At 68.2% G+C, this 23,289-nt stretch carries 23 protein-coding genes; 10 read left to right on the forward strand and 13 right to left on the reverse strand.

Translation table 11 applies throughout. The features are described from left to right. Nucleotides 1-97: 97 nt before the first annotated feature. From tipF to AC2YG9_RS03795, 3 genes are all read left to right on the forward strand, one after another. Complete coding sequence (gene tipF / locus AC2YG9_RS03785; protein WP_487296584.1) at nt 98-1,363, forward strand: flagella assembly cyclic-di-GMP phosphodiesterase TipF; 1,266 nt, start codon at nt 98-100, stop codon at nt 1,361-1,363. Then, a complete protein-coding gene (locus AC2YG9_RS03790; protein ID WP_487296585.1) occupies nt 1,363-2,334 on the forward strand; it encodes an MBL fold metallo-hydrolase in 972 nt (323 codons plus the stop codon). The genes tipF and AC2YG9_RS03790 overlap by 1 nt, the downstream gene beginning before the upstream one ends. Before the next feature lie 171 nt (nt 2,335-2,505). Then, nucleotides 2,506-4,716, forward strand: a complete 2,211-nt coding sequence (locus tag AC2YG9_RS03795; RefSeq protein ID WP_487296586.1) for a TonB-dependent receptor domain-containing protein — start codon at nt 2,506-2,508, stop codon at nt 4,714-4,716. Nucleotides 4,717-4,746: 30 nt separating this feature from the next. Here AC2YG9_RS03795 and AC2YG9_RS03800 read toward each other — a convergent pair whose 3' ends face one another. Then, nucleotides 4,747-5,508: a LytTR family DNA-binding domain-containing protein gene (locus AC2YG9_RS03800; protein ID WP_487296587.1), complete on the reverse strand. Its 762-nt coding sequence runs from the start codon at nt 5,506-5,508 to the stop codon at nt 4,747-4,749. 151 nt (nt 5,509-5,659) lie between these two features. Here AC2YG9_RS03800 and AC2YG9_RS03805 point away from each other — a divergent pair, with 151 nt between their 5' ends. After that, on the forward strand, nt 5,660-6,589 hold the full coding sequence (locus AC2YG9_RS03805; protein ID WP_487296588.1) for an alpha/beta hydrolase family protein: 930 nt from the start codon (nt 5,660-5,662) through the stop codon (nt 6,587-6,589). 110 nt (nt 6,590-6,699) lie between these two features. On the opposite strand, the gene AC2YG9_RS03810 is transcribed toward AC2YG9_RS03805, so the two are convergent. Continuing rightward, entirely contained in the window at nt 6,700-6,939 is a 240-nt protein-coding gene (locus tag AC2YG9_RS03810) for a hypothetical protein (RefSeq protein ID WP_487296589.1), read from the reverse strand. A 289-nt stretch (nt 6,940-7,228) separates the two neighbouring features. Between AC2YG9_RS03810 and AC2YG9_RS03815 the strand changes: the two genes are divergently transcribed. Then, nucleotides 7,229-8,524, forward strand: coding sequence for a hypothetical protein (locus AC2YG9_RS03815; RefSeq protein ID WP_487296590.1), 1,296 nt, complete (start codon nt 7,229-7,231; stop codon nt 8,522-8,524). Nucleotides 8,525-8,632: 108 nt separating this feature from the next. After that, the gene (locus AC2YG9_RS03820; protein ID WP_487296591.1) at nt 8,633-8,908 is read left to right on the forward strand and encodes a hypothetical protein; all 276 of its coding nucleotides are present in this window, start codon (nt 8,633-8,635) and stop codon (nt 8,906-8,908) included. 240 nt (nt 8,909-9,148) lie between these two features. Here the strand turns inward: AC2YG9_RS03820 and AC2YG9_RS03825 are convergent, their stop codons facing one another. From AC2YG9_RS03825 to solA, 4 genes are all read right to left on the reverse strand, one after another. Then, nucleotides 9,149-9,547: a hypothetical protein gene (locus AC2YG9_RS03825; RefSeq protein WP_487296592.1), complete on the reverse strand. Its 399-nt coding sequence runs from the start codon at nt 9,545-9,547 to the stop codon at nt 9,149-9,151. Between the two features lie 79 nt (nt 9,548-9,626). After that, nucleotides 9,627-9,758, reverse strand: coding sequence for a hypothetical protein (locus AC2YG9_RS03830; RefSeq protein ID WP_487296593.1), 132 nt, complete (start codon nt 9,756-9,758; stop codon nt 9,627-9,629). 84 nt (nt 9,759-9,842) lie between these two features. Then, on the reverse strand, nt 9,843-10,838 hold the full coding sequence (locus tag AC2YG9_RS03835; RefSeq protein WP_487296594.1) for a GlxA family transcriptional regulator: 996 nt from the start codon (nt 10,836-10,838) through the stop codon (nt 9,843-9,845). 52 nt (nt 10,839-10,890) lie between these two features. Further along, nucleotides 10,891-12,045 (reverse strand): N-methyl-L-tryptophan oxidase, encoded by a 1,155-nt coding sequence (solA, locus tag AC2YG9_RS03840; protein ID WP_487296595.1) that lies wholly within the window; start codon nt 12,043-12,045, stop codon nt 10,891-10,893. Nucleotides 12,046-12,147: 102 nt separating this feature from the next. Here solA and cytX point away from each other — a divergent pair, with 102 nt between their 5' ends. Further along, on the forward strand, nt 12,148-13,425 hold the full coding sequence (cytX, locus tag AC2YG9_RS03845) for a putative hydroxymethylpyrimidine transporter CytX (protein WP_487296596.1): 1,278 nt from the start codon (nt 12,148-12,150) through the stop codon (nt 13,423-13,425). A 110-nt stretch (nt 13,426-13,535) separates the two neighbouring features. Here the strand turns inward: cytX and AC2YG9_RS03850 are convergent, their stop codons facing one another. Then, nucleotides 13,536-15,212 carry a serine hydrolase domain-containing protein gene (locus AC2YG9_RS03850; RefSeq protein ID WP_487296597.1) on the reverse strand — a complete coding sequence of 559 codons (1,677 nt, stop codon included), beginning with the start codon at nt 15,210-15,212 and terminating at the stop codon, nt 13,536-13,538. A gap of 95 nt (nt 15,213-15,307) precedes the next feature. Beyond that, entirely contained in the window at nt 15,308-15,847 is a 540-nt protein-coding gene (locus AC2YG9_RS03855) for a VOC family protein (RefSeq protein WP_487296598.1), read from the reverse strand. Between the two features lie 99 nt (nt 15,848-15,946). On the opposite strand from AC2YG9_RS03855, the gene AC2YG9_RS03860 reads away from it, so the two are divergent. Then, nucleotides 15,947-17,206, forward strand: a complete 1,260-nt coding sequence (locus AC2YG9_RS03860; protein ID WP_487296599.1) for a cytochrome P450 — start codon at nt 15,947-15,949, stop codon at nt 17,204-17,206. Here the strand turns inward: AC2YG9_RS03860 and AC2YG9_RS03865 are convergent. Both AC2YG9_RS03865 and AC2YG9_RS03870 read right to left on the reverse strand, forming a co-directional pair. Beyond that, the gene (locus AC2YG9_RS03865) at nt 17,203-17,790 is read right to left on the reverse strand and encodes a TetR/AcrR family transcriptional regulator (RefSeq protein ID WP_487296600.1); all 588 of its coding nucleotides are present in this window, start codon (nt 17,788-17,790) and stop codon (nt 17,203-17,205) included. The genes AC2YG9_RS03860 and AC2YG9_RS03865 overlap by 4 nt on opposite strands. 31 nt (nt 17,791-17,821) lie before the next feature. Continuing rightward, complete coding sequence (locus AC2YG9_RS03870) at nt 17,822-18,472, reverse strand: hypothetical protein (protein ID WP_487296601.1); 651 nt, start codon at nt 18,470-18,472, stop codon at nt 17,822-17,824. A gap of 103 nt (nt 18,473-18,575) precedes the next feature. Between AC2YG9_RS03870 and AC2YG9_RS03875 the strand changes: the two genes are divergently transcribed. Then, nucleotides 18,576-19,127 (forward strand): TetR/AcrR family transcriptional regulator, encoded by a 552-nt coding sequence (locus AC2YG9_RS03875; protein WP_487296602.1) that lies wholly within the window; start codon nt 18,576-18,578, stop codon nt 19,125-19,127. Between the two features lie 62 nt (nt 19,128-19,189). Continuing rightward, nucleotides 19,190-20,746, forward strand: coding sequence for an ATP-binding protein (locus AC2YG9_RS03880; protein WP_487296603.1), 1,557 nt, complete (start codon nt 19,190-19,192; stop codon nt 20,744-20,746). Nucleotides 20,747-20,749: 3 nt separating this feature from the next. Here the strand turns inward: AC2YG9_RS03880 and AC2YG9_RS03885 are convergent, their stop codons facing one another. The 3 genes from AC2YG9_RS03885 to AC2YG9_RS03895 all read right to left on the reverse strand — a co-directional run bounded on the left by AC2YG9_RS03885 (nt 20,750) and on the right by AC2YG9_RS03895 (nt 23,252). Then, complete coding sequence (locus tag AC2YG9_RS03885; protein ID WP_487296604.1) at nt 20,750-21,412, reverse strand: peroxiredoxin; 663 nt, start codon at nt 21,410-21,412, stop codon at nt 20,750-20,752. A gap of 100 nt (nt 21,413-21,512) precedes the next feature. Beyond that, a complete protein-coding gene (locus AC2YG9_RS03890; RefSeq protein WP_487296605.1) occupies nt 21,513-22,607 on the reverse strand; it encodes a S1C family serine protease in 1,095 nt (364 codons plus the stop codon). Between the two features lie 75 nt (nt 22,608-22,682). Then, nucleotides 22,683-23,252, reverse strand: a complete 570-nt coding sequence (locus AC2YG9_RS03895) for a carboxymuconolactone decarboxylase family protein (protein ID WP_487296606.1) — start codon at nt 23,250-23,252, stop codon at nt 22,683-22,685. Nucleotides 23,253-23,289 lie beyond the last annotated feature (37 nt).

A 23,289-nucleotide genomic window follows, 5' to 3' on the forward strand; every position in this document is an offset into this window, starting at 1 on the left:
CAGATTCTTCTCAGCAATCCCCAATGCGTCGTTAAGACCTTGGACACCATGATGTCCGCTCGCCGATACTGAACCGGCGATTCGCCAGCGTGGACCAATGCGCAAGCTTAGACTGGGGCTCCTCACCGCATCCTACATCACCGTTGCCCTCGTGGTGGCGGTGCTGGTCGGCCGTGGCAGCGAGGCGGGCCTGGCCATCGGCCTGGCGACCTTCATCGGCGCCCTGGGGCTCTGCTTCGCCTTCCACAGCCTGATCGCCATGGCTCTGGAAAACGCCCGGCTCAGCGACGAGATCGGCGCCGTGCGCGAAGCCAACCTGATCCTCGCCGACCAGCTGGAAAAGGTCGATGCCAAGCTCGGCGAGATCGTCGAGACCGTCGCCGTCGAGGCGAAGCAGCGCTCCGAGGAACTGACCAGCGAGGTCCACCAGCTCGAAGACCTGGTCCAGCGCATGAGCGACCGGCTGGAAGACCAGCTGACCAACCAGGTCAGCGCCGCCCGCAGCCACACCAGAGGCCGCACCCCGCAGTCGGCCGCCCTGCTCGACACCGTCCGCGACGCCCTGGCCGACAACCGCGTCGACCTCTACCTGCAGCCGATCGTCAGCCTGCCCCAGCGCCGCACCGTCTTCTACGAGAGCTTCAGCCGCCTGCGCGACGAGACCGGCCGCGTCATGATGCCGGCCGAATACCTGTCGGTGGCCGAACCGATGGGCCTGGTCGCCGCCATCGACAACCTGCTGCTGTTCCGCTGCGTGCAGATCGTCCGCCGCCTGGCCCGCCAGGACCGCAAGGTCGGCATCTTCTGCAACATCAGCCTGGGCAGCCTGTCGGACGAGAGCTTCTTCCCCCAGTTCCTCGAGTTCCTGTCGGCCAACAAGGACCTGGCCGGGGCCCTGATTTTCGAACTGGGCCAGGCCGCCTTCGACCAGCGCGGCCCGGTCGAGGCCCGCCACATGGCCCGCCTGGCCGACCTCGGCTTCCGCTTCAGCCTCGACAAGGTCGTCGACCTCGATCTCGACTTCAACGACCTGGCCCGGGCCGACATCAAGTTCATCAAGGTCGGCGCCCAGATGCTGCTCGACCAGCTGGAAGAGACCGAGGGCCGGCTGATCATCCGCAGCCTGCCCGATCTGGCCGCCAACGACTTCGCCCGCCTGACCCGCCGCTACGGCGTCGAGACCATCGTCGAGAAGGTCGAGAGCGAGCGCCAGATCGTCGACATCCTCGACCTCGACATGGCCTTCGGCCAGGGCCACCTGTTCGGCGAACCGCGGGCGATCCGCGACGCCATCCTGGCGGAGGCCGACATGCCGGTCGACCTGATGCAGCAAGCCATCCTGCGCCGCGCCGGCGCCCGCTGATGCGTTTTCTGCCGGCGCTCGTCGCCGTCCTCGCCCTGACCGCCTGCGCACCCAGGCCGGCCGCCGCGCCCGACAGCTTCCACTATGTCGAAGGCTCCCTGCTTCCCGGCCGTCAGCCGGACGGCAACAGCGTGCTGATCGGCGTGCCCGACGGCCTGGTGCTGGTCGACACCGGCCGCCACGCCTTCCACAGCGATGCGGTGCTCGCGAAAGCCAAGACGCTGGGCCGGCCCATCGTCGGCATCATCAACACCCACTGGCACCTCGACCACGTCAGCGGCAATCCGCGCATCAAGGCCGCCTTTCCCAAGGCCAGGGTCTGGAGCACCAACGCCATGGAGCGGGCGTTCGGCGACTTCCTGATCGACAGCGGCCGGCGTGGCCGCATCGCCCTGGAAAACGGGGACCTCCAGGGCGACCTGGCCAGGGACGTCGCCGCCGACGTCAACACCATCGACAACCCCCACTGGATCCGGCCCGACGTGGTGCTCAAGGGTCCGGGACAACTCACCATCGGCCGCGGCCAACTGAACGTCCGCATCGCCGCCAACGCCGCCACCGACGCCGACCTCTGGCTGTGGGATCCGGCCAGCCGCACGGTGATCGTCGGCGATCTCGTCACCCTGCCCGCCCCCTTCCTCGACACCGCCTGTCCCGAGGGCTGGAAGAAGGCTCTGGCCGAGATCGAGGCCACGCCCTTCACCACCCTGATCCCCGGCCACGGCCCGAAGATGGACCGCGCCGCCTTCACCCTCTGGCGGACGGCCTTCGAACGCCTGCTGGATTGCGCCGCCGGCGAGACGGAAGCCACCGTCTGCGCCAGCGCCTGGACCGGCGGCGTCAGGCCCCTGCTGCCCAAAAGCGAGGACGCCATCACCCGCTCGACCCAGATGTCGACCTACTACGTCGATATGCTGCGCCGGAACGACGGGACCAGCCCCAACTGCGGGCTGAACGACCCCGAAGCTTAAGCGGCCGCCACAAAGTCGCCACAAGATGACAGAGCAGTAATAGTGCAGAATTCGCACAGGTCCGGCGCCCAAACGCTTCATGACCAATAAGTAACTACCCCCACCCTCACCGCTTCTATAGCGAAATGCCCAGTTTCGGGGCCGCGCGCCCCTGCCTGTTGGGGGTTACCTATGTCGTCGTTCCGGTCCAGCCTGCTGCTCGGCAGCGCCATCGCGCTTCTTGCCGGCGGCGCGTTTGCCCAAGCGCCCGCCGCGGCCCCCGCCAAGCCGGCCGAGAAGGACAAGGACTCGACCGTCGAAGGCGTCGAGATCAAGGCCGCGCCGAGCGAGGTCCGCACCTCGATCGACTCGACCAGCTACTCCCTGGCCAACGACCTGCAGGCCAAGACCGGCACGCTCGCCGACGCCCTGCGCAACGTCCCGAGCGTCGACGTCGACCCGCAAGGCAACGTCTCCCTGCGCGGCGATAGCAACGTCACCATCCTCGTCGACGGCCGCCCGTCCGGCGTGTTCAGCGGCGACGGCCGCGCCCAGGCCATCCTGTCGATGCCGGCGGACCAGTACAGCCGCATCGAGGTGATGACCAACCCCAGCGCCGCCTACAGCCCGGAAGGCTCCGGCGGCGTCATCAACCTGATCACCAAGCCCACGGCCCCCAAACAGGGCCAGAGCTTCACCGGCTCTGTGCGCCTCAACGTCGGCGAGGACGAGCGCTGGAACCTCGGGGTCAGCGGCAACTACCAGAAGGACAAGCTGACCCTCTCGGGCGATCTCGGCTATCGCTACGACATCGGCGAGATGCACTTCGACCGCACCCGTGAGCAGCTCAACCCGCTGACCGGCGACGTCCTGTCCACCACCCGCGCCATCCAGGATGTCGAGGGCCCGGCTGGCGTCTGGTTCGGCCGCGCCACCCTCGACTACCGCCTGACCCCCAAGCTGGCCCTGACCGCCGAAATCCGTGGCAACCTGATCGACAACGAGGGCGACGGCACGGAAACCTACGAGACGGTCAACGCCGGCGGCGTGACCACCAGCCGCTACAGCCGCGAGACCGACTTCGCCTTCACCGGCGACAACCTCGGCGCCACCCTGCGCGCGGTCAAAAGCTTCGAGGGCGCCGGCCACGAGTGGACTAACGAGATCCGCTACGACCACAACAAGGGCCACCCCTCCTTCGGCGCCCGCTACGACTTCGACGTCCCCGGCGCCCCCGACCTGTACGAACAGTCGGACAACCGCTTCCTGCTCAACGTCCTGGGCATCACCAGCGGCTATGTCCGGCCGATGGAGAACGACGCCAAGCTGCGCGCCGGCTACGAGCTGGAGTACCGCGACGTCGGCTTCGTCAACGGCACAGCCCGCGGCCCGGCCCCGAACGCCCTGGTCCTCGACCCCTTCCTGAGCAACGAGCTGGACGTCAACCAGGCGGTCCACGCCCTCTACACCACCTATGAGCGGCCGTTCGGCAAGTGGTCGGCCCAGGCCGGCCTGCGCGTCGAATACGCCGAGATCGACCTCAACCTGGTCACCACCGGCGTCGAGACCCACCAGGACTACCTGCGCGCCTACCCGACCCTGCATGTCGGCTACCAGATCACCGACAAGCAGCAGATCAAGGCCAGCTACAGCCGCCGTATCCAGCGTCCGCAGCCCTTCCTGCTCAACCCCTTCGTCAACTACCAGGATCCGCTGAACCTGCGGTCGGGCAACCCCGACCTGAAGCCCCAGGAAACCGACGCCTTCGAGCTGATGTGGCAGCTGCGCGCCGGCCAGACCTTCTACCAGGTCACCGCCTATTTCCGGGACACCGACAAGGCCTTCACCGACGTCACCAGCGACATCGGAGGCGGCGTCTTCCTGACCCGGCCCGAGAACATCGGCACGCGCCGCGACTACGGCGTCGAGCTGGTCGCCAACGGCCCGATCACCAAGACCCTGAAGTACAACGCCAGCGTCAATCTCTACCAACAGGAGATCGACGCCTCCGGCCTGCCGGGCACCGCCGACCGCGAGGGCTTCGTCTACAGCGGCCGCGCCAGCCTCAGCTGGCAGCCGACGGCCGAGGACTTCGTCCAGCTGTCGGGCTTCTACCAGGGCGACGGCCTGACCGCCCAGGGCAAGCGCGAGGCCGGCGGCATGCTGAACCTCGGCTACCGCCGCAAGCTGACCGAGAAGCTGGCCTTCCAGCTGACCGGCCGCGACCTGCTGGACAACTTCGGCGACACCACCACGGCCGAAACGGTCAACTTCCGCGACCGCAGCGAACGCCAGTTCGGCGGCCGCGCCATCTTCATCGGCCTGACCTGGACCCTGGGCGCCACGCCCAAACGCGAACGCGACCCGCAGTTCGACTTCTCGGCCCCGCCGACGGGGGGGTGATCTCCCGGACAGGGAACAAGCCCGGATGGCTCAGGCGCTGAGCCATCCGGCGGACCGTAGCCTGGCCACGTTCGCCCGGGACACCGGCGCCTCGATGCCGCCCTTCAACAGCACCCGCACGCTGCGGCCGTCCTCGATCACCCGGTCGACGGCCCGGCGGGCAACCCACCACGAACGGTGGACCTGCAGGCCGTCGAGGTCGCCAAGCTGTTCCATCGCCTGGCCCAGCGACATCAGGACCAGCACCGAGCCCTGCTCGGTGTGCAGCCGGACATAGTGGTCCTCCATCGACAGACACAGCAGGTCCCGCCCCAGGCGCGGCGGCAGATGGCGAAGGATTTCCGGCGTTCCGGCGGTCGAGGGCGCCGGAGCCTTCTCGATCGCCAGACCCCGAAACAGCAGGGCGCGAAGGCCGACATAGGCCAGGCTGACCAGAATGACCTGGCCGTACCATTCGACCAGCCCGACCGACTTGGTGATCGCCGGCCAGAAGACCGAGGCGACCAGACGGGTGATCCCCGTCAGCGGCAGGCTGACCCCGATGATCATCGCCGGGATCCAGGCCCACATCGGGACATGCCTGCGGCGCGCCCGACCCGCCAGAAGCCTGATGGCCGCGCCGTACGCCAGGCCGCAGGCCAGGATGACGATCACCCAGTAGGCGATGCGGATCGTCGGCCCGTCGTTCATGAAGCTGCCGAACGGCCCGAACATCCCCAACAGGACGCCGACCGCCACGCAGGCCGTCAGCTCGATGGCCCAGCTCCTGATCGTGCTCGCGGTCCAGTCCATGACGCTCCCCCGGCGCAACTATAGCCACCGGGGCGGCCGGCGTAACCATTCGCCGGGCGGCGAACCCGTTCGCCCATTGGCGAAGCGGCGCTGGCGCGGCGGCCGATCCTGCCCGACCAGACGGCATCCCGCTGCCTGAAGGACCGCCCCCATGCCGCTGCATCGAAACCTGCCCGCCCTTGTCTTCGCGCTGATGGTCGCCGCCGTCTGGAGCCTCGCCGCCCCCGCCTCGGCGCGCGAAGCCGATCAGGTCTTCCGCTTCGCCGCCCCGACGGGCGAACAGATCGAAGCCGGCGTCTGGCTGCCCGACGCCGCCGCCTTCCCGGGCCCGCGCCCGCTGGTGGTCATCTCGCATGGCAACGGCGGCGCCTTCAGCGGCCACCACGACACCGCCGAAGCCCTGGCAGGGGCCGGCTTCGTCGTCGCCGCCCTGACCCATCCGGGCGACAACTGGCGCGACGACAGCCGCCAGACCCAGCTGTCCGACCGCCCCCGGCAGGTCAGCTGGCTGATCGATCACATGACCCGGCGCTGGTCCGGCCCGGTGACCATCGACGCCGCCCGCGTCGGGGCCTTCGGCTTCTCGGCCGGCGGCTACACGGTCACCGCCCTGCTCGGCGGCGTCAGCGACCCCCAGCGCATCGCCAGCCATTGCCAGGCCCAGCCCCGGACCTTCGTCTGCCGCCTGCTGGCCCAAAGCCCCATCGACACCGCCGGCTGGCGGCCGGTCGGCGCCGACGCGCGCATCAAGGCGGCGGTGATCGCCGCGCCTGGCCTCGGCTTCGCCTTCACGGACGAGAGCCTCGAGGCCATCACCACACCCATCCAGCTGTGGTCAGGCGACGCGGACGAAGTGGTGCCCGCCGCCTTCAACGCCGAAGTCATCCGCGACCGCCTGGGCCGCCGGCCGGAGTATCATCGGGTTGCCGGCGCCGGACATTTCGACTTCCTGCCCCCCTGTTCGGCCGACCTCGCCGCCGCCCTGCCCCAGCTATGCCAGTCGCAGCCCGGCTTCGATCGCGGGGCGTTTCACCAGGACTTCAACGGCGAGGTCGTGCGCTTCTTCCGGGAGACGATCTGAGATTTCGTCCGACCACTGGGGCCATCCCCAAACGCGAACGCGACCCGCAGTTCGACTTCTCGGCCCCGCTGTCCGAGGGAGAAGCCCCTTCAACCCGCAGGGAGCCCTGACTAGGGCTCCCTGTCCCGCTTCGCGGGCGGCGCCTTCGACCGTCCCGGACCAAACGCCTGAAGGAACTCGCGGTAGCTGATCACGCCTTGGCGGACCAGTTCGACAAAGGCCACTGTCGCCGAAACCGCCAGGATCGCGACGCCCGCAACCTCGATGTGAGAAATCTCGACATGCGTGACAGGGGAAAGCGTCTCGCCGACCACCCAAAGGGAGGTCGGAAGGTGCACGGCGGCAAGCACGGTCGATGCACCGCCGGCAGATCGCTTGGGTGGCACATTCCCAGCCGGCGGCAACGGAGCGGCGGACCCCTCTTGAACCCAAGAGCCCAAGTAAGGACCGTCGAGGAACCGGCCACGGAAGTTCGGGGGGAATTCGTCTGGCACTGAAGTCTCTCCCTGCAACAAGACTGGGAGCGACTTTGGCTAACGCAAATGCAACCCGAAATGGGGGCGTTGCCACCAATATTGCATTCTGCAACCTTGCTCTTGGAAGGGCAATTCTCCCTTCCGCAAGGGAAGGTAGAGCCAAATGCTGAGCGATCTGCTTCCAAGCGATACCCAGCTTACGCTGATCCGGACCATTGGCAACGACTTGGAAAAGGAAGGCTCGCTCCGCCACTTTGTGGGGAACATCACCCATTTCATGCGGACCCACAAACTGCCGGCCATTCCCCCCTATAAGTTCACGCGACTTTGGGAGACGGGCGGCGGCCTGGATCTCCGCGAGCGCATCGCGGTCTTCGACTACCTCACAACTGAATACCGGGCTCAACTCCGCGGCCATGCCGATCAAACGAGCGCACGCCACGCTCAGCTGATCGACATGGTCATGGATGAATACGAAACCAAGCAGAAGGACCAGTCGCCACTACACTTCATGGGTGCCCGTGTGCTTCTGGCGGAGGATGCCCGCCCTTTTCTGGGCGACTACATCGGCTACCGGGTCAGTTCCCGGAAGGGAGAGATCGTTCGCTTCTCGCTGAGCATCGAGCTGTCCCGTACCAATGAGCTGACCTTCAAGAATATCTACGACCGGGATGGCGTCCGGTGGTTCTGTTCTGGTGGCGGACTGATCCAGGCGCCATCCCTGTACCTGATCGGCATGGCAACCGATCAAGACAACCCGGCAGATCATCGCGGCTATCGAATGCTGTGCCTTGAGCGGTGGCGCGGGACGAAAATCCTCCACGGGGTTGTCATTTCACGGGACAAGCTCGGACCGATTGCAGCGCGTTTCGTTGCCATTCCGGTCGACAAGCATGACCTGGCTCCTCCGACTGGCGCCTATGGTGAGCTGATGAAGGAGCGCCGCTTTGCTGAAAGGCTCACGAAAAAGGACTGGGAAGCGGCCAATACGCTGGTGGAGATCGACAAGCTCTTCCTTAGCAAGAATGACTACCCTCTCCTGGAAGAGATCATCGGCGACCAAACCCTTGATGCCATTACGTCGGGGGTCAGCGACGCCGGTCAATTCTGCGTCTGGAACTTCATTGCCAACACCACGTCGACCACCCTTCATGGCTACCTGAACACCAAGGCCTTCGATGTTGCCCACGACGAGGCTGAGCTCGATGACTTCGATGCCCTGGTCGTGCGCCTGGTCGAGCGAATGCAGAGAACCGGAGCATCGGTGCGAGATATCGTTCATGAAAGTCTCAAAGCATTGGTCGACCGCCCGGAGCCTGAAGCTGCTGCCGGCTTACAGCAGACTTCTGGGACACCAAAACCAGTAACCGAGACGCCCCCAGACAACCCGGCATCGCCGTCGGCGCCAGCGACGTCGAAGAGCCCGCCCACCGCGGGCCCTGGAGAGGAGCGGGTTTAGCTGGGTTGGAACACGCGTTCGATGTCAGCGGGCGCTGCCCCGGATCAGCCAGGACTTGCCGCCCCAGCCCAAGGGGCTATCCTTGGCCCGTTGGATTGGATGGAAACCATGAGTGACGCCGTTGGCCGTGGCGATCTGGTTCTGTGCGTCAACGCCGCCCCGAACCATGTGACAGGATATCCGGTGCCTTTGGTCGCCGGTGAGACCTATCGCGTCTTCGAGGTCATGGAGTTCGCCTGCCCCTGCGGGCGGTCGGACGCCCTGCTCGACGTCGGCATCGACTTTGCCTGGTGCCAGTCCCGCTTCAGGCTCCTGCCCAAGCCCAAAGCGCGCGAAAAAACCCGGCGCGCCTCGGCGCCGAAGGAAAAAGAGACCGTTCGCTAGCGGCCCCGCGCGTCGGCGGGTCGATACCCCCGCGCCCGGTGTGCGTCGGGGCAGTGGACGTCGGCGAGGTGGTCGTCAGGGAAGTGGAATGGGCCACCATGACCGGAAGCCCGACCTGGGCGAACCCCAGGACGATGGCGAGGACGACATAGAGAACGGACTTGCGCATCGGACAGGACCTCTCTGCTGCTGGCGTCCGTCCCTTGGCGGGCAGAGGCCGGGGTTGGCGAAAACGCGGGTTCAGGCGGCCTGGGCGGGGCTGGCCCGCAGAAGCCGCATGGCCAGGAACAGGCCGGCTGCAACATCGAACGACAGGCAGAACATCGGCCACCAGCCGGGCGCGCCGGGGTTGTCGACGAACCGGGGATGGACCAGGTCCATCAGGCCGTGCCCGATCAGGGCGGCGACCACCAGCCACAGGTTCCGGCGAAAGCCGACCGCGGCGGCGATGACGAACGGCGCCATGATCGCCAGCTCGACGGCCAGGGCGGTCCCGCCACCCATGATGGCGAACAGGGCGTAGTAGGCGGCGATGACGATCAGCATGACCGGGTAGAAGCCGCGCTCGCGATCGAGGCCGACAAGGGTTCCGAACAGTCCGACGCCGAGCGCCAGCAGAACACCGACGAGAAGTTCCATGGTCCGCCTCCCGGGCGCAAGGTGTGTGAGGGGATCCCGAACCGGACCCTCGTGGGAGGGTCCGGATCAGGCGGCCGGGTCAGTCTTCCGACCCGGTCGGCGCCGGAGCGGCGCAGGCGCAGCTTTCGCCGCACTGGCAGTCGGGACCGCAGCCGCAGCCGCAGTTGCAGGCCTCGCAGGCGCAGGGGTTACAGGGACATTCGTTGGTCATCGGGGTCTCTCCTTCATTCGACTATTCGAATGAGGTGACCCTAGGCCGGCTCTTGTCTGGCAGAAATGTCAGATGAACCGCAAATTACGCCAAATCAGGACTCTTGTGGCCGAACCGTTCGCGATAGTCGCCGGGCGTTGCGCCGACCCGCTTCTGGAAGGCCCGGTGCAGGGCGTCGGAACTGCCGAACCCCGCCCGTTCGGCAACCCGGGCCAGCGGCCAGTCGGAGGTTTCCAGCAGCGCCTTGGCGCGGTCGACGCGGGCCATTTCGACGAAGGCGGCGGGCGTCACGCCAGTCTCCTTCAGGAAGACCCGGCTGAAGGTGCGTTCGGTCATCCCGACCAGCTCGGCCAGGCGCGGCAGACTGCGGTCACCGGTCGGATCGGCGCTGATGTCGGACACCAGGTTGCGCAGCCTGGGCGTGGCGGCGACCTGCACATTCAGCCCGGTGCTGTACTGGGTCTGCCCGCCGGCCCGGCGCATGAACAGGACCAGATTGCGCGCCACCGCCAGCGCCAGGTCAGGCCCGTGGTCGGCCTCGACCAGCGACAGGCAGAGATCGATCCCGGCCGTCACCCCGGCCGAGGTGTAGAAGGGAGGATCGGCGACAAAGATGGCGTCGGGTTCGAGCCGCACGGCCGGACGAAACGCCCGCATTTCATCGCAGGCCTCCCAATGGGTCGTCGCCCGCCGGCCATCCAGCATCCCGGCTGCCGCCAGGATGAAGGCCCCCGAGCAAACGCTGCCGATCCGCCGGGTCGTCGCGGCCCGGGCGGTCAGCCATTCCAGCACCCCGGTGTCGCGCATGGCGAAGAGCCCCGCCTCGTCGCCCCCCGCCACCAGAATGGTGTCGAAATCATCCGGCAGGTCGGCGAAGGCGACGGATTCGGCCAAGGTGAGACCCGAATTGCAAAGGATCGAACCCCCTTCGGGCGAACAGAGAACCGGCTCGTACAGACGGGCGCCGCCGAACCGGTTGGCCATGGCGAAGACTTCGAAGGGCCCGGTGATGTCCAGCGACTGGGCGCCGTGGTAGCCCACCAGGGCGACTTTTCGAGCGTGGGCTTGCGGGGTCGGCATGGCGAAAAGTGCGGCTCGCCCGCCATTTTCGCAAGCCCCACGTGGCGCTGGTCTAGTCGTCGGCGAAGGCGCGATACCGCGACAGCCGCAGCCACGGTTCGGACCTATACGCCTCGTCCACCGCCAGCTGCGCCAGCCGCTCGCCGATGGCCGGGGCGAACTTGGCGCCGTGGCCCGAGCAGGCCGATCCGACGATTAGCCGCGAGTTCGGCCAGCGGTCGAGGATGAACTCCTCGCCGGCGTCCGGGCGGCGGTCGGCCGGGGCGGTGTTGGTGTAGAGGCAGACGTCGCGGTCGGTGATCGGGCCGGCGGCGCCGGGGATCAGTTCGGCCAGGAAGGCGGCGGCCTGCGACAGCTCGGCGTCGGTTGCCGGCGGGTCCCAGGCGTCGGCGTCGACCCGGGGTCCGTGGTTGTGCGGGGCGGCCTTGACGCCCCGGCCTTCGAAGTCCGGGAAGCCGTAGACGGTGTCTTCGGCGCTGCGTTCGATGATGAAGATCGGGAAGGCGTCCAGGCCGACGCTCTCGGGCCGGGCGGGGGCGAACCAGCCGACGGTCTGGCGGGTGACCCGCAGCAGCGGGGCCAGTTCGGGGAGAAGCCGGCTGATCCAGGGACCGGCGGCGAGGATGACCCGGTCCGCCCGCCAGGTCTGGTCCGCCGTCCGGACGACGACATGATCGGCCTCAGGCTCCAGGCGGACGACCGCCTGGGCGTGAATACGTCCCGCCGACTCGCCGCCGGCCCGCAGCGCCTCCAGGGCGATCTGGGCCAGCAGGATGGCGCCGCCGTCCTGGACCACGGCGTCCCAGTCCTGCGGCAGGTTGAAGGCCGGGTACAGGGCGTTGACCTGCGCGCCCGTCAGCAAAGGCGTCGCCACGCCGTTGTCGAGGGCGGCCTGGCGCGAGTTGCGCACCGTCGCCGAACCCTTCGGCCCCGCCTCCAGCACAGGACAGGGAATGAGAATCCGCCGCCCGCCCTCCTGCTCCAGCCGCGCCCACCCCGCCAGCGCCTCGTCAGCCAGGGCCGTGTAGTGCGGGCTCTCGAAGTTGAAGCGGCGGAACACCCGGCAGGAGCCGTGCGACGAGCCCCGCATCGCCCCCGTCCCCAGGGGGTCGAATCCGACGGCGTCGACGCCCCGGCGCAGCAGGGCGTCGAGGGCGGCGGCCCCCGCCAGCCCCTGTCCGATCACCGCGACCTCACACTGGAGCACGCTTCAAGTCTCCGACCCGTTGAAAGAACACCGGCACGCGACAAATCAAACCGCCCGCAAACTCGAAGTTCACCTGACGTGACGACCTGCTAAACCTTAACCATGGCTGACACCCAACACGACTCATACGATCCGCTGATCCCCGTCCCCCAGGCCCGTCGGGTGTTCGGGGCGCTGGACGCCTTTTCCCTGTGGTTCAGCCTCGGCATCGGCCTCCTGGTCCTGCAGGCCGGCGCCTTCCTCGTGCCAGGCCTCAGCCTCGGGGCGGCGCTGGGCGCCATCGTCGTCGGCACGGTCCTGGGCGTCCTGCTGCTGGCTGCCGCCGGGCTGGTCGGGGCCGAGACCGGGATGTCGGCCATGGGCTCGCTGCGGCCGGCGTTGGGCGCGAAGGGCGCGGCCATCCCGACCGTGCTCAATGTCGTCCAGTTGGTCGGTTGGGGCGCCTTCGAGATCATCGCCATGCGCGAGGCCGCCGACGCCCTGTCGAAGCAGGCCTTCGGCGTCTCCAACGCCCTTGCCTGGACCCTGCTGTTCGGGGCTCTGGCGACCGGGCTGGCGATCCTCGGGCCGGTGTCGTTCGTGCGCCGGTTCCTGCGGGCCTGGGGCCTGTGGCTGCTGCTGGCCGGCGCGGCCTGGCTGAGCTGGCGGTTGCTGGCCGACTATGACCTGGCCGCCCTGTTCGCCCGGGCCGGCACCGGGAGCCTAAGCTTCGCGGCCGGGGTCGACCTGGTGGTCGCCATGCCGCTGTCCTGGCTGCCGCTGATCGCCGACTACACCCGTTTCGGCCGCTCGCCCGGGGCCATGTTCCGAGGCAGCGGCCTCGGCTACCTGCTGGCCAACATCTGGTTCATGGGCCTGGGCGCCGCCTACGCCCTGGCCGCCGGCGGGGCCGAGGGCATGCTGCTGTCGGCCCTGGCGGCCAGCGGCGGCGGCATCGCCCTGCTGCTGATCATCATTGACGAGACCGACAACACCTTCGCCGACATCCATTCGGCCTCGGTCTCGACCGCCACCCTGATCCGGGCCCGGCCGGCCCGGCTGGCCATCGGCTTTGGCGTCCTGTGCACGGCCATCGCCCTGATCGCGCCCCTGGCCCGGTACGAGCACTTCCTGCTGCTGATCGGCTCGGTGTTCGCGCCGCTGTTCGGCGTGCTGCTGACCGACCACTTCGTCCTGCGGCCCTGGCGCGCCAACCCCAACGCCGCCCCGCCCGGGCTCAACCTGGCCGGCCTGGCGGCCTGGGCCATCGGCATTGGCGCCTACCAGCTGTTCAGCCGCCAGTTCCCCGAGGTCGGCGCCACCCTGCCGGCCTTCATCACCGCCGCCGTGGCCTATGCGGCCCTGCGGCTGCCGGCCATGCGGCCGGCCAAGGGCGGCTAGACCCTTTCAGGTTTTGATGTACGCATCAAAACCTGATCAAAAGGGTCTAGAATCAAACATTTAGAGCATGTCCGGGCGGGCGAACCGCATACACTTCGCCCTGACATGCTCTAGGGCTTCCGCGCAAACACGATCTCGCGACCATTCTGGCGCAGGGTGACCTGGCTGGCGGCCGCGCCGTCGGCCGGGAAGGTCAGGACGGCGCTCACCTCGACGATGTCGAAGGTCAGGGGCGAGCTGGCCCGCATGGTCACCGGCTCCTGGCCGGTCAGCTGGGCCTTCAGCGTCTCACCGTCGAGAAAGACCTTCATCTCGGTCTCCTCCAGCACATAGACGCCGGTCACCCGTTCGAGCGCGGCCCGGGGCACAGCCACGGCCTTCGGCGGTTCAGGCAGCGGATCGGCCGTGCGGGCGCCGACCACGCCCGGGCCGTCGCCCATCTGGAAAAAGCGCATGCCGCTGATCGCGCCCTTGGCGTCGCGCTCCAGCTTCAGCCGGTTGAAGCCGTCGGCGTACAGGAAGTCGTCCTTGCCGATCGGGGTGAGGACGGCGCGCTGGCCGCCGATGCGTTGAGCGGTCAGCTTGCCGTCGACGACGCGGAGCACCCGCGAGGTCTTCTCGTCGAACCGGTAGACGCCCTCGGCGGCCTTGAGCGCCTCGGCCGTCACCGGCACGGCCTTGGCCGACGGATAGGGCGCATCCAGCGCCGCCGCCGCCAGCTTGCGCGCCAGGCCCGAGGCATCGCCGTCCGCGTCGCTGTTCTGCAGCACCACCACGGTGATGTCCGGCCCGGGCAGGTAGGTCAGCTGGGAAGTGAAGCCGAAGATGCCGCCGCTGTGCTCCAGGGTCCCGGCGTCGCGCACCTTGCCCGGCCCGATGCCGAAGCCGTACCTGGCCTCGACCGCGGCGCCCTGGGGCGTGATCATCTGCTGGTAGATTTCGGACTTCAGGACCCTGCCCTCGTGCAGGGCCCGGTTCCACTTGAACAGGTCATCGACCGTCGACACCAACGCCCCGGCCGCATGCGGCTGGGTCATGCTGAGAATGCGCATCGGCGCCACCTTGCCGCCGTCCCGGGTGTAGCCTCCGGCCTGACGGGCGACGAACTTCGGGTCAGCGCCATAGCCGGTGTCAGCCATGCCCAGCGGCTTGAAGAACACCTTGTCCAGATAGTCGTACCAGGCCATGCCGCTGGCCGCCTCGATGACGGCGCCGACCAGCACATAGCCGCTGTTGTTGTAGTTCCACTTCTCACCCGGGGCGAACTCGACCGGCTGGTCCTTGAAGACCTCGATCATCTGGGCGGTGGTCAGGTCCCGCTTGATCTTGTCGACCATGTAGCCGGGCATGCCGGTGTAGCTCTTGATGCCGGAGGTATGGTTCAGCAGCATCAGGACGGTGATCTTGTCGCCGCCCGGATAGCCCGGGACGAACTTAGACAGCGGGTCGTCCAGCTTGACCTTGCCCTCCTCGACCAGCTTCAGCACGCCGGCGGCGGCGAACTGCTTGGTCACCGAGCCGATGCGGAACAGTTGGCCCGGCGCCAGGGCGGTGTGGGCCTCGATGTCGGACTCGCCCCGCGCGCCCCGGAACAGGACCGTATCGCCCCGCGCGACCAGCACGGCCGCGCCCGGCCCCTGGGCGCCATAGCTGCTCTCGAGCAGATCCCTGGCGTAGGCGGCCACGTCGGTCCGCGCCGCGGCCGGCGGCGTCTGGGCCAGGGCGGCAGGCGCCATCGGCGCGGCGACAAGGAGAAGGGCCAGCGCGATGGCGTTGGTCTTGAACATGAGGGGGTCCCCGTAGGCCAAACTGAACAGCGACCGCGACCTTGCCGCAAAACCGCGCGTCTGCCTCGTTTCAAATCGGCAATGTCGGGAAAGGCTCAGGTGACGGTCCTGATCGGCCGGGTCCCGTCCCACTCGGCCGCCTTCTGGCGGATATGTTCGAAGAACCTGCCCTTGCCGCCGCTGATGTCGCTGATCTCGATGACGGTGCCCGGATGGCCGCCGGGCAGCCGGTCGGTATCGAAATAGGCGAACCGCCCCTGCTCGCCGCCGATCTGCCCCTCGTGGCCGACGCGGTAGCCCAGGGCCCGGGCCCGGTCGTAGAGCGCCTGATAGTCGCGCGACCAGTAGCTCATGTGCTGCAAGCCCTCGTGGCCGGCGTCGAGGAACTCCCTGTACATCGAAGGCGCGTCGTTGAGCTGCTGGATCAGTTCGATCTGCAGGTCGCCGCTGTTGGCCAGGGCAATGCTCATCTTCACGTCCGAGTCCTGGCCGCGATGCCGGAACCAGTCGGTCTTCACCTCCTCGATGAAGAACCAGGGCCCGACCCCCATCACCTTCACCCAGTGGTCCATGGCCGCATGGATGTCACGCACCACATAGCCGTTCTGACAGACCGCCCCGAAGATCCGACTCATCGCTGTCCTCCACCAATCGCAGAAGACCCCCTTTTCGAGGTCTTGTGAAACGCTGTTCGAAGCCCTTCGATGTCGGCCAACTGACAAAGGGAGCTCGCCATGGCCGACGGATCGATCACCGCCAAACCGCATCCGGTCTACGATATCCCGCTGGAAAAGCTCGACCCGGCCCAGCCGGCCCTGTTCCAGGCCGATGACGTCCTGCCGATCTTCGAACGCCTGCGCGCCGAGGACCCGGTCCACTGGTGCGCCGAGAGCGAGCACGGCCCCTACTGGTCGATCACCAAGTACGACGACATCATGGCCGTCGACACCAACCACCAGGCCTTCAGCTCCGACTTCATGAAGGGCGGCATCACCATCGCCGGCGGCAGCGCCAACATCGAGCCGCTGCCGATGTTCATCGCCATGGACCCGCCGCGCCACGACGTGCAGCGCAAGGCCGTCAGCCCGGCGGTGTCGCCCTCCAACCTGCAGGCGATGGCCCCGGTCATCCGCGAGCGCGCCGCCGCCATCCTCGATGGCCTGCCCATCGGCGAAGAGTTCGACTGGGTCGATCTGGTGTCCAAGGAACTGACGGCCATGACCCTGGCCACCCTGTTCGACGCGCCGCAGGAGGACCGCCGCAAGCTGACCCACTGGTCCGACGTGGTCACCGCCATCCCGACGCCGGGCGGGCTGGTCGAGACCCTGGAACAGAAGCTCGAGGTCTTCGTCGAGTACCAAGCCTATTTCGCCAACCTGTGGAACCAGAAGGTCAACGCCCCGCCGGCCCCCGACATGATCTCCATGCTGGCCCACCACCCGGCGACGCGGGACATGGCCCCGCGCGAGTTCTTCGGCAACGTCGTGCTGCTGACCGTCGGCGGCAACGACACCACCCGCAACACCATCTCCGGCTCGATCCTGGCGCTGAACCAGAACCCCGACCAGTACGCCAAGCTGCGGGCCCACCCCGAGTTGATCCCCAGCATGGTCTCCGAAACCATCCGCTGGCAGACGCCGCTCGCCCACATGCGGCGCACCTGCGTCGCCGACACCGAAGTCGGCGGCAAGCTGATCCGCGTGGGCGACAAGGTGGTCATGTGGTACCTGTCGGGCAACCGCGACGACAGCGTCATCGCCAACCCCAACGCCTACATCATCGACCGCGAGCGCCCGCGCCAGCACATCTCGTTCGGCTTCGGCATCCATCGCTGCGTCGGCAACCGCCTGGCCGAGCTGCAGTTGACCATCATCTGGGAAGAGATCCTCAAGCGCTTCCCGGAAGTGAAGCTGGTGGCTGAGCCCAAGCGCAGCTACTCGACCTTCGTGCGCGGCTACGAAACCATGCCGGTGATCATTCCGACCCGGACCTAGTCCGGCCGGTCGATCAGCCAGGCGGCCCCGGCTGACAGCTTTGCCATCACATCGGTCGGACGCTGGCCGGCCGGGTAGGAGGCGATGATGGCCGCCATGCCCCGGCCCAGCGCCCACAGAGCGTGGGCGGCGTTCTCGCGGCGATGCTCCGGGATGCGGTCGTCGCGCAGGACGGCGGCCTTGTAGGCCTCGAACATCCGGTACTCGGCCTCGCGCAGCTCCGAATGGCGCGACAACAGCCTCTCCCCCAGCATCAGCGAGAACAGCTCCGGCCGCGTCTCGACAAAGTGGAAGAAGGCCCGCGCCCCGCCCCGCATCGGCGACAGGAACTCCGGCCGCTCCTGATACTCCAGGATGTCGCGCCGCAGGTCCTCCAGCCCCATCAGGGCCAGGCTGACCAGCAGCGCCTCCTTGTTCTCGAAGTAGTGGTAGATCGAGGCCAGCCCGATCCCGGCCATCTCGGCGATGGCCCGCAGGTTCAGCGCCTCGACGCCCTGCTCGGCCAGGATGGCGGCGGCCGCGTCGAGGGCCTTGCCGCGAATGCCGGCGGCGTCCTGCAGGGAGGTTTTGGGTCTGGCGCTCACCCGCGCATCTAGCGCCGATGACCGCTCCGCATCAACGCCGGCCCCACAACATGTTGGCGGCCACCATCAGCCCCCAGACCGCCTGGACCAGTACGAACAGGCCAAACCCGTGGACATCCAGGGTCAGCCATCCGCCGATAAGAGCGACCAGCAGGGCGACATTGGCGACGATACCCGCCGCGCCGATCCAGCGGCCGAGGCCACCCTGGCGGACCAGGGCGATCGACCACAGCACCACCGCCACGCCGGTGGCCACCACCCCGGCGGCGGCGAAGGCCTGATTGAGCTCCCACAGGGCGCGGGACACCGCCCCGGCGCCGGCCAGATCCTGGGTCGCCGCCAGCTTGCGCGCCACGGTGGGGGCCACAAAGCCGTTGATCAGTCCGGCCACGGCCATGGCCAGGCCTCCGGCGAAGTAGGCCATCCGTCCCGCCCTCGCCAGGCGCGGGAAGGCCAGCCCGTCCGAGAACCCCGCGTACCCGACCGCCAGCAGTCCGATGATGGCCAGCAGCGAGCCGTGCACCAGGGCGTTGAGGACGCTGACCCGCGCCAGGTTCTGCATCGCTTCAGGCAGGGTTGCGCCGTGCCCGGTCGGATGGTGGGCCATGGCCAACCCCATCAACAGCGACCCGCCGCCGATGATCAGGGCGCTCACGCGGTCTCGTTTGGCGGCGTCGGTCATGCACTTGTCTCCTCTGGCGTTGCAGGCGCATGGTTAGCGGCAAGACGGGCGGGCGCGTCGGACGCCAGGCTGTCGCCGTCCGAAACCGGACACAGGGGGTCAGATGTCCAGTACTGCCGTTGCTGACCGGCGCGAGCGCAAGACGCGCGGGGCCCTGCTCAGCGCCTTTGTCGGCATGGTCACCCGCCGTCGCTATGACGACATCCAGGTTGCCGAGATCGCGCAAACAGCCGACGTCGGCCGCTCGACGTTCTACGCCCACTACAAGGACAAGGACGAACTGCTGTTCGACAGCATGGGCTGGTTCTTCGCAACCCTGGCCTCGGCCTGCGGTGATGGCGGCCAAGGCCATCCGATGCCCTTCCTGACCGCCCACATCTGGGAGAACCGCGCCTTGGGTCGGCGGATGATCAGCGGCCCCCGCGCCCCGCTGGCCTCACCGCGCGGCGTTCGGCGCCTGGCCGACGCCATCGAACAGCAGCTGGCCGGCGAGCCGCTTGCCTGGCCCGTCCGGCTGCTGGCCGCGCAGATCGCCGAGGCGCAGCTGGGCCTGCTGCGCGCCTGGATCCTCGGCGAGGCCGAAGCCACACCGGCGCAGATCGCCCTGTCGCTTACCCGCACCACCCGCGCCATGGCGGACGCGGCCCGCCTCTGACGGGGAACCTTTCCCCAAAGCGGGCGTATCGTCTTTCTGGTAAACTGCGCTTGCAGGGGGGCTTGATCATCACCGTCGGCGGCCACAGGACATCGGGGCTCGATCCCTATCGGCTGCTGATCGACAGCATAACCGACTACGCCATCTACATGCTCGACGCCGACGGCCATGTGGTCAGCTGGAACCCCGGCGCCGAGCGGTTCAAGGGCTACGAGGCCCACGAGATCGTCGGCGAGCATTTCTCGCGCTTCTACACCGACGAGGACCGCGCCCAGGACCTCCCCGCCCGCGCCCTGGGGCAGGCCCGTAGCGAAGGCCGGTTCGAGGCCGAGGGCCAGCGGGTCCGCAAGGACGGCAGCTGCTTCCCGGCCCATGTGGTCATCGACGCCATCAGGGACCGCGACGGCCAGGTCATCGGCTTCGCCAAGATCACCCGCGACATCAGCGAACGCGTCGCCGCCCAGAAGGCTCTGACCGAGGCCCGCGAGAGCCTGATGCAATCCCAGAAGCTGGACGCCATCGGCCAGCTGACCGGCGGCATCGCCCATGACTTCAACAACCTCCTGATGGCCATCCTCGGCAGCCTGGAACTGCTGCGCAAACGCCTGCCGGACGATCCCCGCGGCCGCGCCCTGCTGGAAAACGCTGTCCAGGGCGCCGAGCGCGGGGCGGCTCTGACCCAGCGTATGCTATCCTTCGCCCGCAAACAGGAACTGGCCCTGGAGCCGGTCGATGTGCCGATCCTGGTGCGTGGCATGGCCGACCTGCTGCAGCGCTCGGTCGGGCCGATGATCCAGCTGTCCCTGCGTTTCGGCGAGGACCTGCCGCCGGTGACGACCGACCCCAACCAGCTGGAGACGGCCCTGCTCAACCTGGTCGTCAACGCCCGGGACGCCATGCCCCAGGGCGGCGAGATCATCATCGAGGCCAGCCGCCAGACCGTCGGCCCGGGCATGGGACTGGATGGGGCGCTGCCCCCCGGCGACTACCTGCGCCTGCGCGTCGCCGACGAGGGCGAGGGCATGGACCCGGGCACCCTGTCCCGAGCCCTGGAGCCCTTCTACACCACCAAGGGCGTCGGCAAGGGCACTGGCCTTGGCCTCTCAATGGTCCATGGCCTGGCCGAACAGTCGGGGGGGCGTCTGGAGCTGGCCAGCAGACCCGGCGAGGGGACGCGCGTCGACATCCTGCTGCCGCGCAGCCAGGAGGCGGTCCGGCCCAAGGGTTCCGGCTTCGCCCACCAGCCGCCCTGCGGCGGCCCCCTGCGGGTGCTGGCCGTCGACGACGACGCCCTGGTGCTGCTCAACACCGCCGCCATGCTGGAAGACCTCGGCCACAGCGTCGTCGCCGCCAGCTCGGCCGCCGAGGCCATGCGGGCGCTCGATCAACAGACCTTCGATGCGGTGATAACCGACTTCGCCATGCCTCGCCGCTCCGGCCTGGAGCTCAGCCGCGACATCGCCGTCCGCTGGCCGGACCTGCCGGTGATCATGGCCAGCGGCTACGCCGAACTGCCGCCGGGCGTCGATGTCGCCTTGACCCGCCTGGCCAAGCCCTACAGCCAGGCCGATCTCACCCGGGCCCTGGCCGAGGTGTCGGCCCGCCGCGTCCCGGTCTGACCGTCAGTCCCGCGGCTGCGGAATGACCCGCAGATAGGGCTTCAGCGTCTTCCAGCCGTTCGGATACTTCGCCGCGGCCTGCTCGTCGGTAACGGCCGGCGGGATGATGACGTCGTCGCCCGGCCGCCAGTTCACCGGCGTCGCCACCGTGTGCCTGGCATTGAGCTGCAGGGCGTCGAGCAGCCGCAGCACCTCGTCGAAGTTGCGCCCGACGACCATCGGATAGATCAGCATCGCCTTGATCTTCTTGTCCGGCCCGATGATGAACACCGCCCGCACCGTGGCGTTGTCGGCCGCCGTGCGGCCCTCCGAGGTCGTGCCCGCCCCTTCCGGCAGCATGTCGTAGAGGGTCGCGACCGTCAGCTCAGTGTCGCCGATCATCGGGAAGTTGACCGCGTGGCCTTGCGTCTCCTCGATGTCGGCGGCCCACTTGCCGTGGTTCTCGACCGGATCGACGCTGAGCCCGATTACCTTGGTGTTGCGCCTGTCGAACTCCGGCTTGAGCCTGGCCATGAAGCCCAGTTCGGTCGTGCAGACCGGCGTGAAGTCCTTGGGGTGCGAAAACAGGATGGCCCAGCTGTCGCCGATCCAGTCGTGGAAGGTGATCTCGCCCTCGGTGGTCCTGGCGGTGAAATTGGGGGCTTCGGAATTGATCCGCAGGGTCATCGGCTCGGTCTCCTCGGGGCAGGGCAGACCAAGCTTCTAGTCCCGCTCATCCGCGGGACCCGCGCCAGAATATTTAGCCCCCCTTTTAGAGTTTGGGGCTTTAGCCGCCCTTCTTGCGGGCCTTGGGCGTGATCTTGACGTTCATCCGCTTGCCGGCCCGGATCAGGTCGAAGCTGATCGACTGGTCGATGCTCCCGGGCCCGAGCACCCGCAGCAGATCGTCAAGACCCGTCAACGGCTTGCCATCGGCGGCGATCAGGAGGTCGCCCTCGGCCAGGCCCGCCTTGGCGGCCGGCCCGTGCGGTTCGACCGCCGCCACCCACACCGCATAGGACTGGGTGACCCCGGCCGCCCTCGCCATGGCCGGCGGCACCGGCGTCTGCTGGGCGACCACGCCGATGGAGCCGCGCCGCACATGGCCGTGGGCCAGCAGCTCGGCCATCACGAAGCTGGCCGTGTTGGCGGCCACCGCGAAACACAGCCCCTGCGCCCCGGAGATCACCGCCGTGGCGATCCCCACCACCTCGCCGGCGCTGTTGACCAGGGGCCCGCCGCTGTTGCCGTAGTTGAGCGCAGCGTCGGTCTGGATCAGATCCTCGATCAGCCGCCCACGCTCGCCACGCAGGGACCGGCCGAGCGCCGACACCACCCCGGTGGTCACCGTCGCCTCGAAGCCCAGCGGGGCTCCGATGGCGATGACCAGCTGGCCGCGCCTAAGTTGCTTGGAATCCCCCAGCCGGGCATGCGGCAGCCGCACGTTCTGCTCGACCTTCAGGAGCGCGATGTCGGTGTCCGGATCATCGCCGACGCAGCGCGCGGTCAGGGCCCGGCCCTCGGCGGTGATGATGGCGAACCGGCCGAAGCCCTGAACCACATGGCTGTTGGTCAGGATCAGCCCCTCGGGGCTGACCACGAAGCCCGAGCCCTCGCCCGCGAAGCTGCGGTCGGACGTCAGCGGCTGGACCCGCACCACGGCGGGGCCCACATGTTCGACGGCGCGGACCACGGCGTTGGAATAGGCGTCCAGCAGGTCGGCGTTGGCCAGCGGCGTCACCGGGCTGGAGGGCCCGGCCTCGAAGGCGCGGTCGCCGACGTCGAACACGAAATCGGCTTCCGGCGGGAAGGAAAAGGCCGGCAGCCGGCGCACGGGGCTGCGCGCCCGGTGGAACGACTGATACTTGCGGCCCTTCATCATCGACACCACCCCCAAATGGTTAACGGGAGTGAAGCACAGGCGTCGCCGACGGCCAAGGCCCGCTCGCCTTCCGCGCTAGAACCCCTTCAGGTCCGGGTCCAGCGTCTGGCCCTCGTCCAGCTGCACACCGAAGCTGTTCAGCATCATGCAGACCTGGGTGTACTGGCCGGCGCTGAACACCACATCCATGCACTGCTTGTCGCTGAAGTGCCGCTTCAGGGCCGCCCAGGTGGCGTCGCTGATGAAGTAGTTGTGGTGCAGTTCGTCGCTGGCCCGGATCAGCGCCGCGTCGGCGTCGCTCCAGCCGGCGTCGGCCCCCTTCTTGATCCGCGCGATCTCGTCGCCGGTCAGCCCGGCCCGCTCGCCGATCGGCACATGCTGGGTCCATTCGTAGCCCGCCTTGCACAGATAGCCGATGCGCAGGATGACGATCTCCCGCTCGCGGGCCGGCAGATCGTTCTTCTTCGACAGCACATACTCGCCCCAGCCGAGGAAGCCTTTGAGCGCCGCCGGCGCCCGCGCCAGGGTGCGGAAGATGTTGATCACCGGCCGCCCGCTGCCGATCATCGGCGCCAGCACCGCCCGCTGGTCGTCATTGAGCTCGGCGTCGGGCAGCGGCGCGATGCGGGGGGCGGTCAGGCGCATGGGGGTTCCTCTTCTCTCGTTTCAGGGACGATAGCGC

This window comes from Caulobacter sp. SRI_014 (genome assembly GCF_057586315.1).

Bases quoted from the DNA above. Each gene is read 5' to 3' on its own strand.
- tipF (WP_487296584.1), top strand. From the start codon at position 98: ATGCGCAAGCTTAGACTGGGGCTCCTCACCGCATCCTACATCACCGTT.
- AC2YG9_RS03790 (WP_487296585.1), top strand. From the start codon at position 1,363: ATGCGTTTTCTGCCGGCGCTCGTCGCCGTCCTCGCCCTGACCGCCTGC.
- AC2YG9_RS03795 (WP_487296586.1), top strand. From the start codon at position 2,506: ATGTCGTCGTTCCGGTCCAGCCTGCTGCTCGGCAGCGCCATCGCGCTT.
- AC2YG9_RS03800 (WP_487296587.1), bottom strand. From the start codon at position 5,508: ATGGACTGGACCGCGAGCACGATCAGGAGCTGGGCCATCGAGCTGACG.
- AC2YG9_RS03805 (WP_487296588.1), top strand. From the start codon at position 5,660: ATGCCGCTGCATCGAAACCTGCCCGCCCTTGTCTTCGCGCTGATGGTC.
- AC2YG9_RS03815 (WP_487296590.1), top strand. From the start codon at position 7,229: ATGCTGAGCGATCTGCTTCCAAGCGATACCCAGCTTACGCTGATCCGG.
- AC2YG9_RS03820 (WP_487296591.1), top strand. From the start codon at position 8,633: ATGAGTGACGCCGTTGGCCGTGGCGATCTGGTTCTGTGCGTCAACGCC.
- AC2YG9_RS03825 (WP_487296592.1), bottom strand. From the start codon at position 9,547: ATGGAACTTCTCGTCGGTGTTCTGCTGGCGCTCGGCGTCGGACTGTTC.
- AC2YG9_RS03830 (WP_487296593.1), bottom strand. From the start codon at position 9,758: ATGACCAACGAATGTCCCTGTAACCCCTGCGCCTGCGAGGCCTGCAAC.
- AC2YG9_RS03835 (WP_487296594.1), bottom strand. From the start codon at position 10,838: ATGCCGACCCCGCAAGCCCACGCTCGAAAAGTCGCCCTGGTGGGCTAC.
- cytX (WP_487296596.1), top strand. From the start codon at position 12,148: ATGGCTGACACCCAACACGACTCATACGATCCGCTGATCCCCGTCCCC.
- AC2YG9_RS03850 (WP_487296597.1), bottom strand. From the start codon at position 15,212: ATGTTCAAGACCAACGCCATCGCGCTGGCCCTTCTCCTTGTCGCCGCG.
- AC2YG9_RS03855 (WP_487296598.1), bottom strand. From the start codon at position 15,847: ATGAGTCGGATCTTCGGGGCGGTCTGTCAGAACGGCTATGTGGTGCGT.
- AC2YG9_RS03860 (WP_487296599.1), top strand. From the start codon at position 15,947: ATGGCCGACGGATCGATCACCGCCAAACCGCATCCGGTCTACGATATC.
- AC2YG9_RS03870 (WP_487296601.1), bottom strand. From the start codon at position 18,472: ATGACCGACGCCGCCAAACGAGACCGCGTGAGCGCCCTGATCATCGGC.
- AC2YG9_RS03875 (WP_487296602.1), top strand. From the start codon at position 18,576: ATGTCCAGTACTGCCGTTGCTGACCGGCGCGAGCGCAAGACGCGCGGG.
- AC2YG9_RS03885 (WP_487296604.1), bottom strand. From the start codon at position 21,412: ATGACCCTGCGGATCAATTCCGAAGCCCCCAATTTCACCGCCAGGACC.
- AC2YG9_RS03890 (WP_487296605.1), bottom strand. From the start codon at position 22,607: ATGATGAAGGGCCGCAAGTATCAGTCGTTCCACCGGGCGCGCAGCCCC.
- AC2YG9_RS03895 (WP_487296606.1), bottom strand. From the start codon at position 23,252: ATGCGCCTGACCGCCCCCCGCATCGCGCCGCTGCCCGACGCCGAGCTC.